A 24,708-nucleotide genomic window follows, 5' to 3' on the forward strand; every position below is an offset into this window, starting at 1 on the left:
GATACTACAAAACGTTTGCAAAGATACAACTTTTTCTTTGTTTCTTTCAATATTTATCGAAAAATGCGTAACTTTGCACGCAAATTTACAACAAAAATGAACAAGACAGCACAACATATCATAGATATTAAGAATGTGTCGAAAAGATTTGGCGAGAAAACAGCCCTCAACAACATCAATCTCTATGTGAGAAAGGGCGAATTTATGACCATTCTGGGTCCTTCGGGATGCGGAAAAACGACATTATTGAGACTTTTGGCAGGGTTTGAAACCGCCAGCGAAGGCATCATCACCATTGCCGGCAACGATATTACTAACCTTCCTCCTTACAAGCGAAATGTGAACACGGTATTCCAGAAATACGCTCTGTTCCCTCATCTCAACGTTTACGACAATATCGCCTTCGGTCTGAAACTCAAGAGCACACCGAAGGAAGAGATTTTGCCGAAGGTAAAACGTGCCCTGAAGATGGTGAACATGAGTGATTATGAATATCGTGATGTCAACTCGCTTTCGGGCGGTCAGCAGCAGCGTATCGCCATCGCCCGTGCCATTGTCAACGAACCGGAAGTTCTTCTCCTGGACGAACCGCTTGCAGCACTCGACCTCAAGATGCGTAAAGACATGCAGCTGGAATTGAAGCAGATGCACGAACGCCTGGGCATTACCTTCGTATACGTTACCCACGACCAGGAAGAGGCCCTCACCCTGAGCAATACCATCGTGGTGATGAGCGAGGGAGAGATACAGCAGATAGGTACACCTACCGATATCTACAACGAACCTGCCAATGCTTTTGTTGCTGACTTTATCGGCGAGAGCAATATTCTCTGCGGAACGATGGTCCACGACTGTCTGGTGAATGTGGCAGATACCGAACTGCCTTGTGTAGACAAGGGCTTCGGCTGCAACCAGGAAGTGGATGTCGTGATACGTCCTGAGGATATAGAAGTTTCCACCGATACCGCCCACGCCCAGTTTGTGGGCAAGATAACCTCTTCCATCTTCAAGGGAGTACACTACGAGATGCTGGCAGAAACCGAGAAGGGCAATGAATTCCTCATCCAGAACTACAAGCATTTCGAAGTAGGTCAGACGATAGGAATGAGCGTGATACCCGACAATATTCACATCATGAAGAAGGAGCGCATCACCAACACCTTCGATGCAAAGGTAAACGGCGACGGAACAATAGAATTCCTGGGCTGCGAATACCAGATGGAGATTCCGGAAGAAATGAAGGACAAGATTCAGACCGATGAAAACGGAAACGAAACCATCCGGGTGAACGTGCCTTTCAACAAGATAGAACTCTTCGACAACGAGAGCGAAGGAACCTTTACAGGCGACATCAGTTTCATTCTCTACAAGGGCGACCACTATCATCTCACCATCGATACCGACTGGGGCGAGAAGCTCTATGTAGATACACAGGATGTATGGGATTTAGGCGATCATGTGGCCATCACCATTCCTCAGGAGAATATTTCGTTTGAATAAAAATTATTAATTCCTAATTATCAATTATAAATTGAACATTATCAAGTTTATCTCTTCGCGACAAAGCTGGTCGATACCTTACGCCATCTTTGCAGCGATATTTGTGGTACTGCCATTGCTTCTCATCGTAGTGTTCGCATTTACCGATGAGAACGGAGCCCTGACGCTCTACAACTTCCAGAAGTTCCTGGCACCCCCCGAAGCCATCAACACCTTTGTGTATTCGATAGGCATCGCCTTTCTCAACACCCTGCTCTGCATTCTGCTGGGCTATCCGGCCGCCTATATTCTGACACAAACCAGAATGAAGTATGCCAATACCATCGTCATGCTCTTCATTCTGCCGATGTGGGTAAACATCCTGGTGCGCACACTTGCCACCGTGGCCCTCTTCGATTTTGCCGACCTTCCGCTGGGTGAGGGCGCCCTCCTGTTCGGTATGGTCTACAACTTCATCCCATTCATGATTTACCCTATCTACAACACCCTGCAGAAGATGGACCGCAGCTATATCGAAGCAGCCGAAGACCTGGGAGCATCGCCTTGGCAGCAGTTCTTCAAGGTCATCCTGCCCCTCTCCATGCCGGGCGTAGCGAGTGGCATTCTGATGGTATTCATGCCAACCATCTCTACCTTCGCTATCTCCGAACTGCTGACGATGAACAACATCAAGCTCTTCGGTACCACCATCCAGGAGAACATCAACAATTCGATGTGGAACTACGGTGCAGCCCTCTCGCTCATCATGCTCTTCCTCATCGGCGCCTCTACCCTCATCGCAGGTGATGGCAGAAAACAGGAAGGAGGTATCAGATGATGCAGTCATTATTCAGTAAGGATATGATGAAGAAAGTATTCTTCCAAGGATATCTCTGGTTGCTCCTGCTGCTACTCTACTCCCCTATCTTCATCATCATTATCTTCTCGTTTACCGAAGCGAAGGTGATGGGCAACTGGACGGGTTTCTCGCTGCAGCTCTACAAGAATCTCTTTGCAGAAGGCACGCACCATTCGCTCACAGCGGCACTGGTCAATACCGTAACCATCGCCCTGATTACCGCAACCGTATCCACGCTCTTCGGAACCCTGACAGCCATCGGCATCTACAACCTGCGCAACCGCTATGCACGTAACGCCATACAGTTTGTCAACAACATTCCGATACTCAACGGCGACATCATCATCGGTATCTCGCTCTTCCTGCTCTTCATCACGCTGGGCATTCCACAGGGGTATACTACCGTGGTACTCTCGCATATCACCTTCTGTCTGCCATACGTTATTCTGAGTGTGATGCCAAGACTGAAGCAGATGAATCCGAACCTCTATGAGGCGGCACTCGATCTGGGCGCCTCTCCGATACAGGCACTTCGCAAGGTCATCATCCCAGAGATATTGCCGGGTATGATTTCCGGTTTCATGCTTGCCATTACGATGAGTATTGATGACTTCGCCGTCACCATCTTCACGATAGGTAACGAAGGTCTGGAAACCCTCTCCACATTCATCTATGCCGATGCCAGAAAGGGAGGACTGACCCCAGAACTTCGGCCGCTGAGTACCATCATCTTCGTACTGGTACTGGTGATGCTGATTATCATCAACAAACGTTCTGAGAAAAATAAGAAGAAATGAGAATGAAGAATAAGATATTATTAGGAGTCAGTGGAGTAAAAGGAGTTAAGGCCATCGTTTTTCTCTTTCTTAGCCTGCTGATGATTCTGCCGCTCTCTTCCTGTTACAACAAAGAGAACCGTGAGGAGATTCTGAAGGTCTACAACTGGGCTGATTATATAGATGAAGACGTTCTTGCCAACTTTCCGAAATGGTATGAACAGCAGACCGGCAAGAAGATCCGGGTCATCTACCAGACCTTCGACATCAATGAGGTGATGCTTACCAAGATAGAGCGAGGTCATGAAGACTACGATGTGGTATGCCCGTCAGAATATATCATCGAGCGCATGCTCCGCAAAGACCTTCTCCTACCTATCGACACCGTCTTCGGCAAAACGCCCAACTATATCAGCAACGTATCACCATACATTGTTGAGCAGATAGATGCCACCTCCAACAATGGCCGCATCGCCCACCATTATGCCGTGCCTTACATGTGGGGAACCTGTGGCATTCTATATAATAAGGTGCACGTACCTATAAATGATGCACAGACCTGGGGAACTTTATGGAACAGAAAATATCAGGGCAAACTCCTGATGAAGGATTCCTACCGCGACTCCTATGGCACCGCACTCATCTGGGCACATCGTAAAGACCTGGAAGCAGGCAAGGTGACCGTACCACAGTTGATGAACGACTATTCACCCGCTGCCATAGCCGCAGTAGAGAAAGAGTTGAAAGCTCTGAAACCAAACATAGAAGGATGGGAAGCCGACTTCGGCAAGGAGACCATGACCAAAGGCAAAGCCTATCTCAATATGACCTGGAGCGGTGATGCCGTCTGGGCTATTGAAGAAGCCGGAAAAGTGGGTGTAGAACTGGGATATGAAGTACCGAAAGAAGGAAGCAATGTATGGTTCGACGGTTGGGTAATCCCTAAATATTCCCGCAATCCGAAGGCTGCCGCCTATTTCATCAACTATCTCTGTCAGGAAGACGTGGCACTCGCTAATATGGAGACTACAGGATATGTGAGCAGCGTGGCAGGCAAGAAAGTATTAGAAGCTATGAGCGATACTGAGGCTTATCCCAAACCTGTAAATCTGGCCTACTTCTTTGGCGAGGAAGGCAGGAGTGCCCATCTCAACCCTATCATGTATCCAGACAGCAGCATAGTAGCCCGATGCGCCATGATTCATGATGCCGGCGATCATACTCCCGAGGTATTGGATATGTGGTCAAAGGTGAAGGGAGACAATCTGGGCGGCGGCATCGTTATCTTCCTGCTAGCCGTAGTCCTTGCCCTCACGGTATTCGTTGCCATCAAGAAATATGAGCATTACAAGCACAGAAGGCTGTCGAGGAAACACCGCAGAAGACATGTGGTAAAGGTAAAAGGGTAAAAAAGTAAAAGGTAAAAGAGAGGGAAAAACCTATTTTATAGGGGAAAATGAACATTTTTTGAAGGAAAAGAGAAAAAAGTGCCGAAAAAATTTGGTAATATCAAATAAAAGCATTACCTTTGCAATCGCTTTTGAGACATAAAGCTTTTGGGTAGTTACCAGAGTGGCCAAATGGGGCAGACTGTAAATCTGCTGGCTATGCCTTCGGTGGTTCGAATCCATCACTACCCACTTTTCCCAAAAAATAACTCAAAAATTTAAGAGTCCGACTTTCGAGAGAGAGCCGGACTTTTTTCTTTTCATATAAATCCTGAACAAAAGAAGAAGAGTAAATTACTCTCCTTCTATCTGCGTATTTGGCCAATTCACCAGATATAGCATTTCGGTGGCACGGGTGAAAGCAGTATAGAGCCAATGGATATAATCGGGAGTAAGCATATCATCCGTCATATAGCCCTGGTCTACATAGACATGCGACCACTGTCCGCCCTGCGCTTTATGACAGGTAACGGCATAGGCAAACTTCACTTGCAGAGCATTGAAATATGGGTCTTGCCGGATTGCCTTCATACGGTCTGCCTTCAGTGGTATGTCCTGATAATCCTCCTCTATCTTATGGAAAAGCTGCTCTTGCTGATCATGGGTCAAAGCAGGAGCCTCACTCGTCAAAGTGTCCAGCAATACCGTAGCCTCCAGTTCATAATTATCATAATCGGGAAATTTCAACAGAAGGGTGGCAAAATGAAAGCCGTAGAGGTCGATGCGACGGCTCACCTTCATCACCTTCGCCCTATCTCCATTAGCCAGGAAAGCAGGAAGTTCGTTACTTTGAACTTTTCGTTCTTCACTTTCCTTTATCTTCTTTCTTTCTTCCTCCATCCAATAATAATTGTTCTTCACAATCATCAGCATGTCGCCACTCTCCAGTTCCTCTTCCCTATCAAGTACCATGTTGCGAATGCCCTGGTTGAAGATGTTGGCGCGCTTGTTGCTACGAGTCACCACAATGGTATCGTCCAATCCTACATGATGATAGCTGTCGCCAAGAGCCTCGATGAGTTCTGCACCCGGCATCTCCCTGATATCCGAGAAACCGGAGAAACAGATTTTAGGCAGTTGGGTAATGTCATCGTGGGTAATCATCTGGCGGATACGGGTAGCATTAAAGAGAATACCCGACTGCTGACTCTGACGGACTACTTCGTTCAAATCGCACTCATAAACCGACAGTCCATATCCCTGGAGCATCGCAGCAGAAAGGGCTGGTGATTCTTCCTCACCAACAGGAGGCAACTGTGCCTTATCGCCTATCAGCAAGAGGCGGTCGTTACGTCCCTGATACACAAAATGAATCAGATCATCTAGCAGACAGCCGCTGCCAAAGGTGGTTCCGCCCAATCCCAGATTGGCAATCATCGAAGCCTCATCTACCATGAAAAGCGTATCAGTATAGAGATTCTCATTGAGGTTGAACTGTCCATCCACTCCGGCAAACGCCTTTTCGCGATAGATGCGGCGATGAATGGTATAGGCAGGCATCCCGCTGTTCAGAGAGAAGACCTTAGCCGCCCTACCCGTAGGAGCAAGGAGCATCACCTTCTGGCGAACAGCACGGAGCGTACGGACGATAGCACCCGAAAGCGATGTCTTACCGGTACCCGCACTACCCCGGAGAATCATCACAGCATGAGGATTACTATCCGTCATAAACTGCACGAAAACATCGAGCGCCTGAGCCTGTTCTGGGGTTGGCGGAAAGCCAAATTGCTGTAATATCTGATATTTTAACTCTTCAATGTTCATATTTCGAAAACTTTTAGTATCTTTGCAGAAAATTTACTGCACCTATTTGCTGTGCAAAAGTAATAATACTTTTTGAAATGAGAAAAAGAATAAAGAATAATTATATTTTGGGAGCATGCGTCATCATCATGATGCTACTCTGTATTCTGAGTGTAAGCCAGCCCATCCGCTTCCAGAAAGCCATGGCTAGCAGAGAAGCAGAGGTGAAGGAGAAACTGATGCAGATACGTCAGGCTGAAGAGAAATACAAGGCGAAACACGGCGTATATACAGGCGATTTTCCGACACTGGTAAAAGGCAAGTTCTTACAGGAAGATGCCCAATACATTCCCTATTCCGATGGTAAGAAGTTTACACTTGCTGCCACGGTTATCGTAGGAAAAAGCGGTAAGCAGATTCCGGTGATGGAATGTGGGGCCGGTTATGAAACCTTCCTCGACGGACTCGATGAAGGTTCCATCCAGCAGAAGATAGAGGAGGCCAACTATGCCGGCAACTATCCCGGACTCAAGATAGGCGATTTAACGACAGATAATAACAACGCAGGTAATTGGTAACAGATATGCAAATAAAAGGTAACAACATTCAGCAAGCACGACTCACCATCCGCGTGAGCAGAAACACCCTCAGTTTTTCGGTAGTTGACCGTGAAGCTGAGCATCAGCTCATCTATGAACCTTATACTGTAAAGAGTGGTGTTTCGATGGCAGCCAACTTGCGTCAGGCTTTCAAGGAGAGTACTCTCCTGCAGCGGGGATACCAGAAGGTACGCGTATATCTCGATTCGCCTATCCTGCTGGTTCCTATCGAAGAATTTCATGAAGAGGATATCGATGTGCTCTATCAGCATGCCTTCAACAGTCATAACAGCGATGCCATTCTCTACAGAGTGCAACCGGAACTGAATGCGGTAGCGGTATTCCCTATCAACAAGGATTTGAAGATGGTGGTAGAAGACAACTTCAAGGATGTCCGCTTCACACCTATCATGCAACCGATGTGGCACTATCTGCATCATCGCAGTTTCACCGGCATTCACCGCAAGCTCTATGTTTATTTCCACGACAAGAAACTGGACGTTTTCGGTTTCGAGAAGAACCGTTTCAAATTTTTCAACTCGTTCAATGCCGAGCATGCCAAGGATGCCCTCTATTTCATTCTCTATGTATGGAAGCAGTTAGGATTCAACCAGATGCAGGATGAGTTGCATGTATCAGGCAATGTTCCGGATAAGGACTGGTTCCTCTACAACACGAAACTCTACATCAAGAAGACCTTCATTCTGAATCCTGCCGCCGAATTCAACCGTGCGCCCATCACAGAGATTAAAGGTCTGCCATTCGATTTGATGGCACTGTACTTAAGTAAGTAAAGTGCGTTGACAAAAAGGCGCTAGCCCCACTCAACATTCAACATTTAACATTCAACATTTAATATTCAACATTAAAACAAATGAGAATCATAACAGGACAATATAAGGGACGCCATTTCGACATTCCACGTTCGTTTAAGGCGCGTCCGACAACAGATTTTGCAAAGGAGAACATCTTTAATGTGCTGCAGGGATATATTGATTTCGAAGATACCTCTGCCCTCGACCTTTTTGCCGGTACGGGCAGCATTTCGCTCGAACTGGTATCACGAGGCTGCAGCCGGGTAATCAGCGTAGAGGCAGACCGCGATCATGCCAACTTCATACGCCAATGTTTTCAGAAGTTGGGCGAAGACAAGGATATTCTGATTCGTGGTGATGTATTCCGTTTTCTGAAGACCTGCAAGCAGAAGTTTGACTTTATCTTTGCCGATCCTCCATACGCCCTGAAGGAGTTGCCGCAGATTCCAGACCTCGTTCTGAATGGCGACTATCTCAACGAAGGAGGCATCTTCGTCTTTGAGCATGGCAAAGACTATGATTTCTCCGAGCATCCACGATTCCTGGAGCACAGAAGTTACGGAAGCGTAAACTTCTCAATATTCAGATAGAAAAAATCCCCGTTTGCACCAGACAAGATGCAAACGGGGATTTATTCGTTATAACAGCGGCGAGAGTAATCTTACCGTACTCTCGAAAAGACGCTGCAGAAACGGACGTTTTACGAAATAAGATACATCATCTACCAGGATGCTCTTCGCCTCATCCCGCAGATAGATAGCCTTCACGCGCTGTGCCATCCCCTCATCAAAGAAGAATGCATTCGCTTCGAAATTATTCTCAAAACTTCGGAAATCAATATTCGTACTGCCTATCGTACAGAGATTATCATCACTCACCAGCAATTTACTATGATTAAAGCCTGCCGTATAGAGATAAACCTTTACGCCAGCCTCTATCGCCTCCATCACATACGAACGTGATGCCCACTCTACCAGTTTGGCATCAGCATGACGGGGCAACATCAGACGGATATCCACACCCGCCAGAGCTGCTGTTCGCATGGCAAACAATACGGGTTCAGTTGGCAGGAAATAAGGCGTTTCCATATACACATACTTCCGGGCCTGAAGCAGGATGCGGACATAGCCCTGCATAATGTCAGGCCAAGGACTGATAGGACTGCCCGTAACTATCTGTACGAGACAATTGTTGTGGATATGCGCACTGACCGGCGGATAATACTGGCGATTGGTAACCAACGTACGGTCTACGAAATACCAGTCTACCAGAAAGGCTCTCTGAATGGCGTAAACGCCACCGCCCTCAATACGGAGATGCGTATCGCGCCAGGCCTGTTTCTTATCACCCTTCACATAGCGCAGAGCTATATTCATGCCGCCGATAAAGCCCACCTTACCATCTATGACACAGAGTTTGCGGTGGTTACGATAGTTTACCTTACTCGTAAAAGCCGGAAAGCGGACTGGCATGAACGAATGTACATCAATGCCTGCATCACGCATACGTTCAAAGAATTCATCCTTCACCTTCCAGCAGCCTACATCATCATAAATCAGTCGCACCTCTACTCCCTGCTCCGCCTTATCAATCAAGGCATCAGCTATCAGATATCCCAAGGCATCGGCTTCGAAGATATAGGTATCGAGATGAATATGATGCTTTGCCTGTCCTATATTATATAATAAGGTAAGGAAGAAATCGTAGCCATCGGTATAAATATCCATCTGATTATCTTTAAAAGGCAGCGCCCAACTCTGGTTGGCAAAGAGATTCATCAGCGGTTTATTGCTGTCTGGCAGGTGAAGATTCTCCTGCTCTACGAACTCGAGCATGGAGCGCTTGGTGAGCTGGTCCATGCTGCGGTCGCTGATAAGCCGTTCCTTGCGGGTATTCTGTCCGAAGAAGAAATAGAAGATGATACCCACAAAGGGGATGAAGAAGAAGACCAATATCCATGCCATCGTCTTGGCGGGCTGACGATTGTCCATCAAGACGGTGATGATAGCCGGAACGGTTATCACGACATAAAGCAACAGATATATCCAGTGAAAATAAATCATATAGCATTTCTCCTTTTAAATCTCTAATACTTCTTTACAGAGTTCCTCCCCACAGGACAGGAGTTCCGGTTAATTGAAGATATTGTTTGCCTGACTCGCCAGAAGCGTGTTCATCTGCTTGAGTTTCATAAACTCCTGCAGCAGTTCACGATTGGTCGGATTCCTGGCAAACTCCTGCTGTACCTCAATAATACGCTGAGCAATATAATGAGTGCGGAAACTCAAGATGTCTTTAAAGACAAACTGACGGAGTTTGTCGGCGCTCATCTTCATCTGCAGACTAGCCGTAGATACCTCCTGGTCACCTGTAGGCAAACCTGCCAACCTGCTGATTTCCGGATTCGGATGATTGGCAAAATAAGTTTCGGCGACAAAATCATCTTCTTTTTCGAGATGCTCCACAGCCTCCTGCATAATCTGATTATATAAATCATTATGAAACTTAAAGCCATCTCCACCCAAATCAAGACTGATATACTGGGCCACAGCTACCTCCACATCATTTCCGTCTACATCCTGTACCGTGATGAGCTGGTCGCCATGATGAATAATCAACTGTACCAGAAGGCCTTCTACTTCCAGAAGTTTATCCAGTGGGGTAACCGCTCTCATCACCGATTGCGCCTGCTGCGCTGCCGCTACAGGCGAATCTTTCAATCCCGCTGCACGTCGTTCTGCCTTTACCTGCTCACTCATACCGTTGCGCACAAAATTATTCAAGGCATTCACGATAATTGCCTCGTTCACGCCCAAACGGTGAGAACAGTCGGTGATATAAGAAGCGCGCGTTATCTGATTCTTGATTTTCGAGATACTCTCTACAATCGAATTGATAGCCTGGCTTCTCTTTACAGGGTCTGTCACACCGCGTAGCAGAATATCGGTCTTAAACTGTATGAAGTCGGTCTGATTCTCCTGAATATATCTTCTGAATTCCTCTGCCGAATGACTGCGGGCGAAACTATCTGGGTCATTGCCGTCAGGGAGGAAGAGTACCTTTACGTTCATCTCTTCTTCAAGCAGCATATCGGTACCTCTCAGCGCAGCATGAATACCCGCATTATCGCCGTCATAGAGAAGAACGATGTTACTGGTAAAGCGGTGCAGCAATCTGATCTGATGCACGCTCAGCGCTGTACCCGAGTTGGCCACTACATTTTCGATGCCACACTGATGCATCGAGATAACATCGGTATATCCTTCCACCATAAAGACACAATCCTCCTTGGCTATCGCCTTCTTGGCCTGATAGAGTCCATAGAGTTCGCGCTCCTTATGATAGATAACGCTATCAGGCGAGTTGACATATTTCTGGCTGATGCCCTTGGTTCTGCTGTCGAGAACTCGTCCGCCAAAAGCTACTACCTTGCCGCTCACGCTGAACCAAGGGAAGATGGCTCTGCCCGAGAAACGGTCAAGAATCTTATCCTCACCCGACTTATTGCCGGCTTCGTCCTTATCCACCTTGAAGCAGAGTCCCGTATCAACCAGATATTTCGGATTATAGCCAGCCGCCTTAGCCGCCTCAGCAAGAGCAGTACGCTTAGGGAGCGCAAAACCCAACTGGAATTTTCTGATGATATCATCCCTGAAACCTCTTCCTCGGAAATAGGCCATACCGATAGCGATACCATCCACATCATGCAAGAGAATATCCTGGAAATATTTCGCCGCCCAATCGTTGACGATAAACATGGATTCTCTTTCGCTCTCGCGCTGTTTTTCTTCATTGGTCAGTTCCCGTTCCTGAATCTCTATTTTATATTTCTTGGCGAGCCAGCGAAGAGCATCGGGATAGGTCATCTGTTCCAGTTCCATCAGAAAGTTGATTGCATTGCCTCCCTTTCCGCAGGTAAAGCAATGACAGATACCTCTTGTTGGAGATACAGAGAAAGATGGATTGGAATCGTTATGAAAAGGACACAAGCCGACATAATTGATGCCACGCTTCTTGAGCGTAACAAATTCAGATACCACCTCTTCTATCTTGGTGGCATCCATAATTTTTGCTATCGTCGGTCTGTCTATCATTATATATATTCTTTTTTCTGTTTTTACTATGCAAAATTACTATTTTTCTTTGAAAACACAAAGAGAAACGGACAGAAAAGTAAAAATGAAACATATTAAAAACTAAAGATTACATAAAATAAAGTATATCCGGATAGTTTTGGCTACCTTTGCAACCGGCAAAAACACATTGCTGACAATCGGATAAAATAACAACAAGATAAATAAACATGAAACTAAACAACATCAAGCAAACATTCCTGGCTGGCGCTGCCCTGCTCTCAACAATCAGCATGAGCGCAGCCGACAGATTTGTGAATTTCAAGCAAGGAGACTTGCTGCTGAATGCCAATAACCGGGTAGAAATCTACATGGACACCAACGACTGCAAAGGAGTGAGCTATGCTGCTCATGCCCTGCTGAAAGATATAAAAAGTGTGAGTGGAGCCACAGCCACCCTCACCTCGGATGCCGGTTTTCTGAAAAAAGCCGACACAGCCCGACCAGCTATCCTCGTAGGCACCATCGGCCATTCAGCAGCCATCGACCAACTGGTGAAACAGAAGCGCATCAACGGAAATCTGCTGAAGGGCAAACGTGAAAAGTTTATCATCACGCTCATAGATGGTCAGCTCGTCATTGCTGGCAGCGACCGCCGAGGCACCATCTACGGCATCTACGAACTCTCGCAGCAGATGGGCGTATCGCCTTGGCATGACTGGGCAGACGTACCTGTAGAGCATCACGATTCCATTTTCGTAAACAAAGGAATCTACACAGATGGCGAACCAGCCGTACGTTATCGCGGTATCTTCCTCAACGACGAGGCGCCTTGCCTAACGTCATGGGTAAAGAACACCTACGGCACCGGATATGGCGACCACCGTTTCTATCAGCGCGTCTTCGAACTGGTATTGCGACTGAGAGGTAACATGATGTGGCCTGCCATGTGGGGCTGGGCTTTCTACGCAGATGACCCGGAGAACGAGAAGACGGCAGATGAAATGGGTGTAGTGATGAGTACTTCCCATCATGAACCGATGGCCCGCAACCACCAGGAATACGCCCGCAACCGAAAGGGATGGGGACCATGGAACTATCAGAAGAACAAGACAAACCTGCAGAAGTTCTTCCGTGAAGGCATTGAGCGAATGAAGGGAACTGAACAGATTGTAACCATCGGAATGCGCGGCGACGGCGATGAAGCGATGAGCGAAGAGGCAGATACTAAACTGATGACCAACATCATCAACGACCAGCGTAAGATTATCGCTGACGTAACCGGCAGAAAGGCTAGCGAAACCCCACAGGTTTGGGCACTATATAAAGAGGTATTGGATTACTACGACAAGGGCATGAAGGTGCCTGATGACGTAACCCTCCTGCTCTGCGATGACAACTGGGGTAACGTGCGCCGTGTGCCGAATGCCAAGGAACGCAAGCACAAAGGCGGTTGGGGCTTATACTATCACGTAGATTACGTGGGTGCGCCAAGAAACTCGAAGATGCTCAATGTTACCCCTGTGCAGAACCCATGGGAGCAGTTGACGCTTGCTTACGAGAATGGAATTGACCGTCTCTGGATTCTCAACGTGGGCGACCTCAAGCCGATGGAATATCCTATCAGCCAGTTTATGGACATGGCTTGGAATCCTCGCAAATACGATGTGAACAACATTACCCGTCATACCCGCAACTGGTGCGCCCAGCAGTTTGGCGAATCGCAGGCAGATGAGGCGGCACGCATTCTGAATCTTATCTGCAAATATAATGGTCGCTGCACCCCTGAGATGCTCGACAAGAACACCTATAGTCTGGAAAACGGTGAATGGCAGGAGGTTGTGAACCAGTATCTCCAACTCGAAGCAGATGCGCTGCACCAGTACAATAGTCTGCCGGCAGCCTACCACGATGCCTATCGCCAGATCATCCTCTTCCCTATCGAGATGATGAGCAATCTGCACCAGATGTATTTTGCCCAGGCACAGAACAACACCCTCTACAAGCAGGGCAATCCGAAGGCGAATGTATGGGCTGATGAATGCGAACGCCTCTTCAAGCGCGATTCACTCATCTGCGACTATTACAATCATAAGATGGCTGGCGGCAAGTGGAACGGAATGATGACCCAGAAGCATATCGGCTACACATCATGGAACGATGCCTTCGAAAAGGATACCTGTCCGGAGCTCTTCCGGGTAACCTCCAAGGATGGAGTGATTATCTGCGAAAACAACGGCGTGGTAGAAATCGAAGCTCCTTACTACAACAGCAAGACGGATGCTGCCGAGGCAAAATGGACAGAGATTCCATTCATGGGCAAAAGCGTATCGGCAATGACTCTGATGCCATATACCAAGAGTGTAAAGGGAGCTAGCATCACTTACAAGTTTAAGATGCAAGTTAGCAAAACTTCGGATGGCAAGGCATTTAATGGCAAGCAGAAGGTTCGCATTCATGTGATTACCAAATCAACCTTGGATTATCTTAACAAGGGCGGCTTAACCTATGGTGTAAGTTTAGATGGCGCTTCTCCTGTAGAGGTTAACTTCAACAAAGATTTGAACGAGAAGCCGGAGAACATCTACAATATCTATTATCCAACGATAGCCACTCGCATCGTGGACAAGGTGATAGAGCTAGAGCTGCCAGCCTCATCCGATGGCATCCACACCCTCACCCTCACTCCTAACGACCCAGCCATCGTCTTCGAGAAAATCGTGATTGATGGAAGAGGAGGAAAAAAGAGTGTCAAGGTGATTTAAAGGTAGCATATAATAAAAGGTATAGGCACGCACCCACGAAAGGATGCGTGCCTATTCTTTTTACGCAAACTATCACTATCTTCTTATGTTCTATACTTCGTAGCATTCATTTTTACATAAACAATCACAATAGTAACAAATAAATGAAAAAAAAGAGTATTTTTTAAATCTTTTTTGAGAAATATACGTTTATATGAGTAAAGTTAGAAACATAAAAACAAGAAACGAATGAATATAGGCAACCCCAAACTCATAAAACAACTGGAGAGTCTTGTCGACAATCGGCAAGACTGGCTATTTCGTTTTGCCTATATTCGAATCGGGCAACGTGAGGATGCAGAAGATATTGTGCAAGAGGTGCTGCTTGCAGCTTTCAAGAAACTGAAAGAAGGGCTACAAGTGGAAGAGTTGGACCGCTACATCATTCGCTCTGTTAGCAACGCATGCCGAGACTACTTGCGCAAAAATCGTCCGCAAATCATAGCTATCAATGAAGCGGCAAGCATACCTAACAGCAATGGTGACAAACAAATACACGAGGAATTTCTCAGAATATCAAAACTGCTGGAAGATATTCCACAGGAGCAAGCGGAAATCGTAAGAATGAAATGTTACGACAACTTGACGTTCCGAGAGATAGCCGAACTGGAGGAGATACCAGAAGCTACCGTGAAATCTCGCTATCGCTATGCCATCCAACATATCCAACAACGACTCAGAAAGGAGAAAAGTATATGAAAGAGCAAATGAACATCCATAATGACAAAGGATTTGAGGATATAGAGCAACTGCTCCAACCTCAATGTGATTTCCATGCCTCCTCCCAAACCAAGCAACAAGTAATAGAGAAGGCAAGGAAGAGCTTGGTCAGCCATCGCACCTTGCGTATCTTTCCATGGATTTGCGCAGCATGCGTGGCTGGCATCATCGCTATCATCCTGCAACCACCCAAGGATACCACTTCTGCGTCGGGCAATGCGACAATGGCTGTGAGAAAGGCTACACAGCCGATGCAAAAAGCTATGATGCAAGAAAAGAATTTGACGGCAGAAAAGGAAAATACAGCAGAAAAAGCCATCACAGAAGAGAGCAGAACATACGAGAAGAAAAAGACTTTCGCCAAGCTCAATGCTCCCAAAAGGGAGGCTAAACCTAAAGCTGAGTTTGGAGATGACATGCCAGACACCGAAGAAAAAGGTCCGGTACTCTTCCCTATGTCAACCTTGCCCGAAGAGCATCTTTTCAAAATGCAGACAGCAGAAGCTCAAGCCACTACAAGCAATGCCGTGCAAAGTGAGGATGACCGCCAACAAATACGGCGAATCACCGTAAAACTCTAAAGAAAGTATATATAATAAGGTATAAACATTAAAGAACAAAGAACATGAAAAAGTATGTCATATATTTATTACTCATGATGTTCTCATCAATGGGAGCACAGGCACAAAAGTCTTATTTCAAAGAGGCTTTGGAGAAATTGGTAAGCAACAAGGCGTTCACCATGAATCAATCAGGAGCAAAAAATGAGGTTGGTGACACAGCACAATGGAGTTGGAAAAAATATCGCTTTAAAACTCTCAAGAAAGACGAGTTTCTCAAGGAACTGGACAGAATCAACAAGGCTTTTCAAAAAGATTGCAATCAGCCAGCAACTGACTTTTACTATATGGTAGATGGAAACAACAACCCACTGGAGACATGGATGAACTTTGACATATCCGTAGGCAACGACCTTATTATGGTTGGAAGTTTCTCGGGATATAGCGTCCTTATCAATCGCCAACAGATGGGTCACTCTGGCATGCGCAGAGTCTGTGCCATAGAATGGGACCATATCGTAGAGAATGGTTGGGTTAACGAAAAAGGCTATGAAGGAAACATCTGCATCGTAGAAGGAAAAGCTCCTTTAAACAAGCACTACGTAGCAAATGAAATAAACCAGCAAACGTATAAAGCCACACAATATACAGGTTATCTTACCCCAAAAGACACCATAAACGAAAAGGCAGCTCCTAAAGAAGAGACTAAAGAAGAAAAAGAAGAAGTGCCTAACGAGCAATTGACCAAGATGCTTAAAGATGCTCAGACCAACCTGAAAGGCAACTTTGAGATTATTGGCAAGCGTGACCCTGAACTTTGGGACCGTGGCTATTTTATCTGTTACAAAGACGAAACAGATATGTATGTAGAACCCATCCTTGTGGCTACCAACGGCACTAACTTCTCATACAAGCACGACCTGAAGGACATTACCATGGGAAGAGTGAGAGCACTGATGAAAGATGGAACCATCTGCTCGGCATGGATAGACATTCCTTTTGTGCCAGGAGAGATAGCAGAGCTAAGCGTACACAATGGTTACTACAGCCTCACAGGATCAAGTTTCTATAAGCAGTGGGTGGAAGAGGAAAGCAAGAACCATGATGGATGGGACGAGCGCAAGTATACGGATTACGCACTCAGCAATATCCATTCTCCTGGCATCATCTGCTATCTGTTCTATCAGCATTTGATAAAAGGTTCTTCGAATCAAAAGAAAATATTCAAAGCTCTCCCAACAACTCTACAAGAGAATCATGTGGGTCGCTTTATCAAAAAGCATATGAACAATAAATTATAAAAATCTCAACTTTCAGTCACATTCATTTAATACATATGTGATGTAAGAAAGGACATACTGCATAGAACCCAATGCCACCTCTATCAGTTTTGATGGAGATGGCATTTTTGCTTCAAATTAGCGCATCCCCATAGAGGTAAATTTCAATGCCGACATGAATGAGAAGCCAGAGAACATCTACAGCATTTACTATCCTACGATAACCACTCGATGAGTAATTTCTATCATTTTTACTCATTCGGAATGAGTAATTCTGAGCAAAAACACTCATTCTGAATGAGCGTTTCTTGAAAAACGCCTTTTATTCACCTTCTACCTTGCATCCACTGAACCCCATTTCCTGCGCCTTCTCAGGTCCGAAGGTGTAATAGATAGTCTCAGCCTCATCACATACCTCCCCTGCGAATTGGCAAGGGTGAGATGAATGGTAACAATGTTGTGACTTATATGATGCAAGGAAACAATTATAACGATTGCGTGACATTTGTCATGCGATTATACGACACTTATCATACGGTCGGATGACAAATGCCGTATAATAACATGACATATGCCAATGTTTAAATAAGCCTAATAGTTTACACCAAAAGATACAAGTTATCACATTATTATATATATTTGCATCATCTTTCATAGAAGACAAAGAATAAAGAAAACAACGAACCATCAAACAACAAGAAATATGGAACTGAAATACGACATTTACATGCTCAACAATGCCCAAGGCACAGGAGAAAAGCGCCAATACGTTCGTATCGTGCAGCATGAACCTATGACCGAGAAGCAACTGCAAGAGAAAATCCAGAGCCGCTGCTCACTCACCAAGGGAGATGTGGCTGCGGTGTTGGCAGAGCTTCACGACCTTATGATGGAAGAATTCTCCATGGGACGCCGCTTTTATATCCCAGAGATAGGCTACTTCTCCATGTCGGCTAGCCTAGAGATGCCAGAGGAGAATCCAGACAAGAAGATTACGGGCAAGGAAGTACGCATTACCGGCATCAACTTCCGACCAGAAGGTAAGCTAATGGAGGAAGTACAGCGCAACGTCCATTTCGTCCGCTCCCGCTATTCCAACCAATCTACAAAATACTCCGAGGAAAAGCTATTGGCGAAAATCAAGGAGTATCTCCAAGAGAACCGCTATATCACCACTCGCATCCTGCGCATCCACTTCGGCTTGACTCCATACATGGCTCAGAAGTGGCTCACTCATTTCTGCGAGAAGGGTATCATGGTGAAGGAAGGCACCCAACATGCTCCTATCTATTTCTTGAAGTGAAGGGAGGAAGAAATTCTATATTTCAATTTAATCATCATTATTATGACAAAGGAAGAGCTGATAGACAGAATCAACGACATCGAATGGGAGGACTTCGAGGCTAAGGAGGCCAAGAGCGAACTCCCTAAGAATATATGGGAAACCGTAAGTGCATTCGCCAACACTTCCGGCGGATGGATAGTGCTTGGAGTAAAGCAGAATGGCAAGAAGTTTGAAATCTCCGGAGTTGACAATGCAGAGAAGTTGGAACAAGACTTTTTGGGTACTTTGCGTTCCCAAAAGTTCAATGAGCCAGTCGATGCCAAGAGTATGCTCTATCATATAGATGGGCATAGGGTCTTGGCATTTCATATTGCCTCATCACCCCACAAGCCTATCTACTATAACAATCCACAGAATACATTCATCCGATTTGGCAGTGGAGACCAACGAGCAACCAATGGTGAGATAACCGCCATGTTTCATAACCAATCATTCGGCATCAAGTCTGAGCAAATACTCTTAGACTCCAATCTCTCCATGCTCAACGAGGACACCATTCGTGACTATCGCAATTACTTCAAGCTATACAGTCCTCGTCCCAATCTGATAGGCAATGACATCGCCGACTTCTGCAAGCGCATCGGCATCGCCGATAATGAGGGGTATCTGAATTATGGCGGTTTGATGTGTTTCGGCAAAGAAGAATGGGTTCGTCATTATGTACCGACGTTTTGGATGGATTTGGTGGAGATTCCAGGTAGAAGTGTAAGAGAAGCCCGAACCCGCTATACCTACCGCATTCCCGAGCAAGAGAACCTTTGGGAGTATTTTCAGATTATGATTAGGAGACTGCGCCTCATCGTGGATACTCCATTCATGATGAACGACGAGGGATTCAATGTGGAAGACCGCTCGCAATTCAAGATTCTGAGAGAGGCATTGGTCAATATGCTCTCCCACTTCGACCCTTTCAGCACCATTCACTCCTGCATCCATATCTACACCGACAGAGTCGAGTTCTTCAATGCAGGTGGCTATCCTGTGCCTATATCCCAACTGGGCAACCATCTCTATTCCAATCCTCGCAACCCGATTATCGCCAAGATATTCAGACTGGTAAATCTATCAGAAACCATCGGTTATGGTTTCGACATGATGAATGAGTGGAAGGAAATCACAGGAAATGACGTGACTTTTGAGAGTGATATCTGTACCAGCACTGTCACTTTTTGGCTGGATAGTGACAGAGCTAGTGACAGAGCTAGTAACAGAGCTAGTAACAGAGCTAGTAACAGAGCTAGTAACAGAGCTGAAGAAGATACATACATAGATGCTACAGACAAAGTTGTATCCATTCTCAAATTTTGCAAAGACCCGAAATTCAGAAAAGATATATTCGAGCTACTCGGTGTTACTTATCAATCAAAGAACTTCAAGGCATTCATCGAGCCTCTGTTACTTCATGATTATCTGGAACTTACGGTACCAGACAAGCCGACAAGTCCTAAGCAGCAATACAGAACGACCAAAAAGGGTTTGTTGTTCTTGGAGACAATATAAACAATACGACTCTGTCGCTTTTTAGTACTGAACGACAGAGTCAACGACAGAGTCAGGCATTTCAAGCTCTGTTACTTTTCGTAAAATCGTAACAGAGCTAGTAACAGAGCTATAGTAACTATGTTAGTAACCATGTCAAAACAAAAAAGGAAATTAGAATGAAATTAGGATTCATAAACTTCAGTTCCGAGGAACAACTGAAAATGCATCAAGTTATACAAGCCATCCAAGAGCATCAAGCAATTTACGAGCTTGGTCTGGGACGCATTCGCGATGCATTTTCAAACAAGCTGTTTCCAGGAATCTCCACATTACATAATAGAGCGAAATACTATGCCATACTCCCTTCTCTTTTTTTGGAAGCAGAGAAAGGAACATACAAAAGTGCAAACGAAGTAAGAGCCAAGGTATTGAATCTGGAGATTAAATTGACTCGTCAACTATTGCGAGGTACAGAACCAGCCAACAACTGGGGAATAACAGGAAGTAGTGTAATCGATGCGGCAGAAGCCGAGAATAGTTTCTCTATAAAAGTGCCGATAGTGGTGCCAAAAGTCGTTTTTTAAAGCACTTTTGGCACCACTATCAGCACTTTTTCCATTGATTTCATCCAATCAATTGGACGGTTTTATGCTTATTTTATCCAATCAATTGGACAAAAAGAGAGTCAACCTCTCTGATACTGACAATGGAATCATGAAATAAAAGGGGAAAGTGCCAAATCACTTTCCCTCTTTCTCCTCCATCCATTCTTCCAACACCTTGCAATATTCATCGTTTTGCTCGGCAAATGGCATGTGTCGGGCTCCTACGAAGAGATGCCACTTGGAATCTTGGATACCATCATAAAGTGTCTTTGCTACCAATGGAGTACAGAGGTCGTTGGTGCCACTCATCACCAAGCAAGGCACTTGGATTTCGCCCAGACAGTCGGTGTAATCATAATCACGGAGCGTACCAGTAGGAGTGTATTCATTTGGTCCCCAACCATGGAGATAAGCCTCAGCACCAGCACGCTTCTTCCGGCGAAGACACTCTGGACTATCCTCCGTCACCTCACCGGCACAATGCAGGAGCATGAAGTGTTCATTCGCCTTGGCATACGCCTCGCTCGAAAAGTCATCCTTCGCCTCAGCCTCAGCGATGGCACGCTGGTCTTCCTCCGACATAAACTTAATCATGCGATGTTGCTCACTTGCCCAAAGCTTGCTGCTCGAAAGAGTGCTGCTGAGGATGGCTGACTTCACGCCCTTTGCTTGCTTCTCTATCAGATAGATGATGGCGAGCATGCCACCCCACGACTGTCCCAAGAGATGAAAATGGTCGATGTGGAGATAGTCGATGAGCGCACAGAGTTCGTTGAGCCAAGTCTCAGGAGTCCAGAGTTCGGGATGTCCCTCCACAAATGAGTTGCCACAGCCCAACTGGTCGTACATGATGACAGCTCTACCTGATTCCGCTACCCTATCCAATAGCTCGAAATAGTTGTGGGTACTGCCTGGTCCACCATGCAAGAGGATGATAGGGCTCTTGCCCTCCTCTGTTTTACCTACGATACGATAATATGTTTGATAGCCCATGAAGGGCATATAACCTTCCTTGATTTCCATTGTCTTCAAATATTTTTATTGTTACCTAAACTGTGTTATCTAATTTTGCTGCTCCTATACCTTATTATATAGTCTTCATTATTCTTCATATTCGGTGGAGTTTTGAAAAGACATGTATATCACATTTATCATGTGCATATATTATGATGTGCAAAAATATAAAAAATATGGCAATTAAACAAATATATCTTGCTTATTTTATCAAAAGAACTTAAATAATTTGGCTGTTTCTTGCTAATGCAATATCTTTGCATTCTAAATAATAATGAAACCAAATAAAAATAGAATATATGTTTAGTGGAATCGTAGAAGAAATGGCTACCGTCGTAGCTATCAGACATGATAAGGAGAACATCGACTTTACGTTGAAGTGCTCTTTCGTTGATGAACTCGGCATCGACCAAAGTGTGGCGCACAACGGCGTCTGCCTCACCGTGGTGGAAATCAAGGACGGTACCTATACCGTTACCGCCATGAAGGAAACCCTGGACCGCAGTAATCTGGGTCTGCTCAAGGTAGGCGACAAGGTGAACGTAGAGCGTTCTATGGTGATGAACGGCCGTCTGGATGGTCATATCGTACAGGGACATGTGGACGAGACTGCCAAATGTATCGCAATGAAAGACGCTGATGGCTCTACTTATTTTACTTTCGAATATGAGCTCAACAAGGAAATGGCAAGAAAAGGCTATTTCACGGTGGACAAGGGCAGCGTTACCGTTAACGGCGTTTCGCTCACCGTATGTGATCCTACAGACAACACATTTACCGTTGCTATCATTCCTTATACCAGAGAGAATACCAACTTCTGCGACATCGAAGTGGGAACGGTAGTGAATATCGAATTCGACATTCTGGGCAAATATATCGCTCGACTCAAGAGCTTTGAATAAGCCAGTAAAGTTAAGTACGGACGTTCTAAAAAACTTGCACATTTCTTGCGTTTTGCGCACAAAGCAAGACTAAATGGGCATTTTTTTTATAAAATATTTGCGTAAGCCATAAAAAAGTGTTACTTTTGCCCCCGTGTTTTGTCCCAAATTGAACATTGGACAGTAACTTATTGGACGATAGCAAGTCTGACAATCGCACTAGACGACGTACAACTTGAGTACTGAGCACTAACAAACTTAGGAAATTATAACAATAACCATTTTTAAAAATATGAGTTTAAAAATCGTAGTACTTGCCAAGCAAGTACCTGACACAAGAAATGTGGGTAAGGATGCGATGACCGCCGAAGGCACAGTAAATCGCGCTGCCCTTCCTGCAATCTTCAATCCTGAAGATTTGAACGCATTGGAGCAGGCTCTCCGATTGAAAGAGCAGAATCCAGGTTCTACAGTTGGTATTTTGACTATGGGTCCTCCACGTGCTGGCGAAATCATCCGCCAGGGTCTTTATCGTGGTGCTGATACGGGTTGGTTGCTTACCGACCGTCTCTTTGCCGGTGCTGATACATTGGCTACTTCCTATGCCCTTGCTACCGGTATCCAGAAGATTGGTGACGTAGACATCGTAATCGGTGGTCGCCAGGCTATCGATGGTGATACTGCTCAGGTGGGTCCTCAGGTGGCTCAGAAGCTGGGATTGAACCAGGTTACTTATGCAGAGGAAATCCTCAAGGTAGAGGATGGCAAGGCTACTATACGCCGCCTCATTGATGGTGGTGTGGAGACTGTTGAGGCTCCATTGCCATTGGTTATCACCGTAAACGGAAGTGCTGCTCCATGTCGCCCATGCAACGTGAAGCTCGTAATGAAATATAAATACGCTACCTGCCCTATGGAGCGCAAGGGTGATGAGCCTTGGGCCAACCTCTATGAAGAGCGCCCTTACCTCACTCTGAACCAGTGGAGCGTTGCCGATGTTGACGGCGACCCTGCACAGTGCGGTTTGAGCGGTTCACCTACCAAGGTGAAGGCCGTGAAGAACATCGTGTTCCAGGCTAAGGAAAGCAAGACCTTGACCAGCAGCGATGAAGACATCGACGGACTGATGAAGGAATTGTTGAACGAAAGTATTATCGGATAATTTTGAAAAGACAATGAACAACGTATTTGTATATTGCGAGGTAGAAGGCACAACCGTTGCCGAAGTATCTCAGGAATTGCTCACCAAGGGTCGTAAGCTCGCCAACCAGCAGGGCGTGGAGCTCCATGCCATCGTGGCTGGTACCGGCATCAAGGGTCAGGTAGAGGATCAGATTCTCCCTTATGGTGTAGATAAATTATTTGTTTTCGATGCTGAGGGATTGTTCCCATATACTTCAGCTCCTCATACAGACATTCTCGTCAACCTCTTCAAGGAGGAGAAGCCTCAGATTGCGCTGATGGGTGCTACCGTTATCGGTCGCGACCTCGGTCCTCGTGTTTCTTCTTCATTAACCAGCGGTCTTACCGCCGACTGTACAGAACTTGAAATCGGTGATTACGACGATAAAAAGAGCGGCAAGCACTATGAGGGTCTGCTCTATCAGATTCGTCCTGCCTTCGGTGGTAACATCGTGGCTACTATCGTAAACCCAGACCACCGTCCACAGATGGCTACTGTCCGCTCTGGCGTGATGCAGAAGAGCATCTACGAGGGTGAGTGCAAGAAGGAAAAGGTTTATCCAGAGGTAAGCAAGTATGTTCCAGCTGAGGACTTCGTAGTAAAGGTACTCGACCACCACGTAGAGGCAGCCAAGCACAACCTGAAGGGTTCTGCCATCGTTGTAGCCGGCGGTTATGGTGTAGGAAGCAAGGAAGGCTTCGACCAGCTCTTCGAGTTGGCTCATCTCCTCCATGGTGAGGTAGGTGCTTCCCGTGCTGCAGTAGATGCAGGTTGGGTAGATCACGACCGTCAGATTGGTCAGACTGGTGTTACCGTTCATCCTAAGGTATATATCGCTTGCGGAATCTCTGGTCAGATTCAGCACATCGCCGGTATGCAGGATTCAGGCATCATCATCTCTGTAAACAACGATCCTGATGCTCCAATCAACAAGATTGCCGACTACGTTATCAACGGCAATGTTGAGGATGTGGTTCCTAAGCTCATCAAGTACTACAAGCAGAATTCTAAGTAATCTGCATTACACATTATTTAAATAAGA

General features: G+C 45.8%; 22 protein-coding genes and 1 tRNA gene. 18 read left to right on the forward strand and 5 right to left on the reverse strand.

The genetic code is table 11. The features are described from left to right. Positions 1–96 precede the first annotated feature (96 nt). The 5 genes from potA (at position 97) to F7D47_RS00650 (ending at position 4,754) form a co-directional block, all read left to right on the forward strand. Positions 97–1,500 (forward strand): polyamine ABC transporter ATP-binding protein, encoded by a 1,404-nt coding sequence (gene potA, locus F7D47_RS00630; protein ID WP_153086444.1) that lies wholly within the window; start codon positions 97–99, stop codon positions 1,498–1,500. A 31-nt stretch (positions 1,501–1,531) separates the two neighbouring features. Further along, positions 1,532–2,317 carry an ABC transporter permease gene (locus tag F7D47_RS00635; protein ID WP_153086445.1) on the forward strand — a complete coding sequence of 262 codons (786 nt, stop codon included), beginning with the start codon at positions 1,532–1,534 and terminating at the stop codon, positions 2,315–2,317. Positions 2,318–2,340: 23 nt separating this feature from the next. Then, positions 2,341–3,135 (forward strand): ABC transporter permease, encoded by a 795-nt coding sequence (locus F7D47_RS00640; protein WP_153086446.1) that lies wholly within the window; start codon positions 2,341–2,343, stop codon positions 3,133–3,135. A gap of 80 nt (positions 3,136–3,215) precedes the next feature. Beyond that, positions 3,216–4,523, forward strand: coding sequence for an ABC transporter substrate-binding protein (locus F7D47_RS00645; RefSeq protein WP_153086488.1), 1,308 nt, complete (start codon positions 3,216–3,218; stop codon positions 4,521–4,523). A gap of 149 nt (positions 4,524–4,672) precedes the next feature. Further along, positions 4,673–4,754: transfer RNA gene (locus tag F7D47_RS00650), tRNA-Tyr, on the forward strand. A gap of 102 nt (positions 4,755–4,856) precedes the next feature. On the opposite strand, the gene F7D47_RS00655 is transcribed toward F7D47_RS00650, so the two are convergent. Next, a complete protein-coding gene (locus tag F7D47_RS00655; RefSeq protein WP_153086447.1) occupies positions 4,857–6,326 on the reverse strand; it encodes an ATP-dependent DNA helicase in 1,470 nt (489 codons plus the stop codon). A 77-nt stretch (positions 6,327–6,403) separates the two neighbouring features. Between F7D47_RS00655 and F7D47_RS00660 the strand changes: the two genes are divergently transcribed. From F7D47_RS00660 to F7D47_RS00670, 3 genes are all read left to right on the forward strand, one after another. After that, positions 6,404–6,883: a hypothetical protein gene (locus F7D47_RS00660; protein WP_153086448.1), complete on the forward strand. Its 480-nt coding sequence runs from the start codon at positions 6,404–6,406 to the stop codon at positions 6,881–6,883. 5 nt (positions 6,884–6,888) lie between these two features. After that, positions 6,889–7,698 (forward strand): DUF3822 family protein, encoded by an 810-nt coding sequence (locus tag F7D47_RS00665; protein WP_006847081.1) that lies wholly within the window; start codon positions 6,889–6,891, stop codon positions 7,696–7,698. A gap of 80 nt (positions 7,699–7,778) precedes the next feature. After that, positions 7,779–8,309, forward strand: a complete 531-nt coding sequence (locus tag F7D47_RS00670) for an RsmD family RNA methyltransferase (protein WP_006847080.1) — start codon at positions 7,779–7,781, stop codon at positions 8,307–8,309. Between the two features lie 48 nt (positions 8,310–8,357). Here F7D47_RS00670 and cls read toward each other — a convergent pair whose 3' ends face one another. Then, positions 8,358–9,782: a cardiolipin synthase gene (gene cls, locus F7D47_RS00675; RefSeq protein WP_153086449.1), complete on the reverse strand. Its 1,425-nt coding sequence runs from the start codon at positions 9,780–9,782 to the stop codon at positions 8,358–8,360. 69 nt (positions 9,783–9,851) lie between these two features. Next, entirely contained in the window at positions 9,852–11,813 is a 1,962-nt protein-coding gene (gene dnaG / locus F7D47_RS00680; RefSeq protein ID WP_153086450.1) for a DNA primase, read from the reverse strand. A 209-nt stretch (positions 11,814–12,022) separates the two neighbouring features. Here dnaG and F7D47_RS00685 point away from each other — a divergent pair, with 209 nt between their 5' ends. From F7D47_RS00685 to F7D47_RS00700, 4 genes are all read left to right on the forward strand, one after another. Then, on the forward strand, positions 12,023–14,557 hold the full coding sequence (locus F7D47_RS00685) for a glycosyl hydrolase 115 family protein (RefSeq protein ID WP_153086451.1): 2,535 nt from the start codon (positions 12,023–12,025) through the stop codon (positions 14,555–14,557). 228 nt (positions 14,558–14,785) lie between these two features. Continuing rightward, a complete protein-coding gene (locus F7D47_RS00690) occupies positions 14,786–15,295 on the forward strand; it encodes an RNA polymerase sigma factor (protein WP_153086452.1) in 510 nt (169 codons plus the stop codon). Then, a complete protein-coding gene (locus F7D47_RS00695) occupies positions 15,292–15,897 on the forward strand; it encodes a hypothetical protein (protein ID WP_153086453.1) in 606 nt (201 codons plus the stop codon). The genes F7D47_RS00690 and F7D47_RS00695 overlap by 4 nt, the downstream gene beginning before the upstream one ends. A 44-nt stretch (positions 15,898–15,941) precedes the next feature. Beyond that, positions 15,942–17,177 carry a hypothetical protein gene (locus tag F7D47_RS00700; RefSeq protein WP_153086454.1) on the forward strand — a complete coding sequence of 412 codons (1,236 nt, stop codon included), beginning with the start codon at positions 15,942–15,944 and terminating at the stop codon, positions 17,175–17,177. Positions 17,178–17,478: 301 nt separating this feature from the next. Here the strand turns inward: F7D47_RS00700 and F7D47_RS14660 are convergent, their stop codons facing one another. Then, positions 17,479–17,661, reverse strand: coding sequence for a hypothetical protein (locus F7D47_RS14660; RefSeq protein WP_153086455.1), 183 nt, complete (start codon positions 17,659–17,661; stop codon positions 17,479–17,481). Between the two features lie 198 nt (positions 17,662–17,859). Between F7D47_RS14660 and F7D47_RS00705 the strand changes: the two genes are divergently transcribed. The 3 genes from F7D47_RS00705 to F7D47_RS00715 all read left to right on the forward strand — a co-directional run bounded on the left by F7D47_RS00705 (position 17,860) and on the right by F7D47_RS00715 (position 20,567). Beyond that, a complete protein-coding gene (locus F7D47_RS00705; protein WP_153086456.1) occupies positions 17,860–18,459 on the forward strand; it encodes an HU family DNA-binding protein in 600 nt (199 codons plus the stop codon). A 42-nt stretch (positions 18,460–18,501) separates the two neighbouring features. Next, on the forward strand, positions 18,502–20,001 hold the full coding sequence (locus tag F7D47_RS00710; protein WP_153086457.1) for an RNA-binding domain-containing protein: 1,500 nt from the start codon (positions 18,502–18,504) through the stop codon (positions 19,999–20,001). A 158-nt stretch (positions 20,002–20,159) separates the two neighbouring features. Then, positions 20,160–20,567, forward strand: a complete 408-nt coding sequence (locus F7D47_RS00715) for a DUF6361 family protein (RefSeq protein WP_153086458.1) — start codon at positions 20,160–20,162, stop codon at positions 20,565–20,567. A gap of 156 nt (positions 20,568–20,723) precedes the next feature. Here F7D47_RS00715 and pepI read toward each other — a convergent pair whose 3' ends face one another. Further along, positions 20,724–21,611, reverse strand: coding sequence for a proline iminopeptidase (pepI, locus tag F7D47_RS00720; protein ID WP_153086459.1), 888 nt, complete (start codon positions 21,609–21,611; stop codon positions 20,724–20,726). Between the two features lie 290 nt (positions 21,612–21,901). Here pepI and F7D47_RS00725 point away from each other — a divergent pair, with 290 nt between their 5' ends. From F7D47_RS00725 to F7D47_RS00735, 3 genes are all read left to right on the forward strand, one after another. Continuing rightward, positions 21,902–22,504 (forward strand): riboflavin synthase, encoded by a 603-nt coding sequence (locus F7D47_RS00725; protein WP_022120073.1) that lies wholly within the window; start codon positions 21,902–21,904, stop codon positions 22,502–22,504. 271 nt (positions 22,505–22,775) lie between these two features. Further along, positions 22,776–23,645: an electron transfer flavoprotein subunit beta/FixA family protein gene (locus F7D47_RS00730; RefSeq protein ID WP_006847063.1), complete on the forward strand. Its 870-nt coding sequence runs from the start codon at positions 22,776–22,778 to the stop codon at positions 23,643–23,645. A 13-nt stretch (positions 23,646–23,658) separates the two neighbouring features. Then, complete coding sequence (locus tag F7D47_RS00735; RefSeq protein ID WP_153086460.1) at positions 23,659–24,681, forward strand: electron transfer flavoprotein subunit alpha/FixB family protein; 1,023 nt, start codon at positions 23,659–23,661, stop codon at positions 24,679–24,681. The last annotated feature ends 27 nt before the right edge of the window (positions 24,682–24,708 follow it).

The organism is Segatella copri (assembly GCF_009494835.1).
Taxonomy (GTDB): Bacteria; Bacteroidota; Bacteroidia; order Bacteroidales; family Bacteroidaceae; genus Prevotella; species Prevotella copri_F.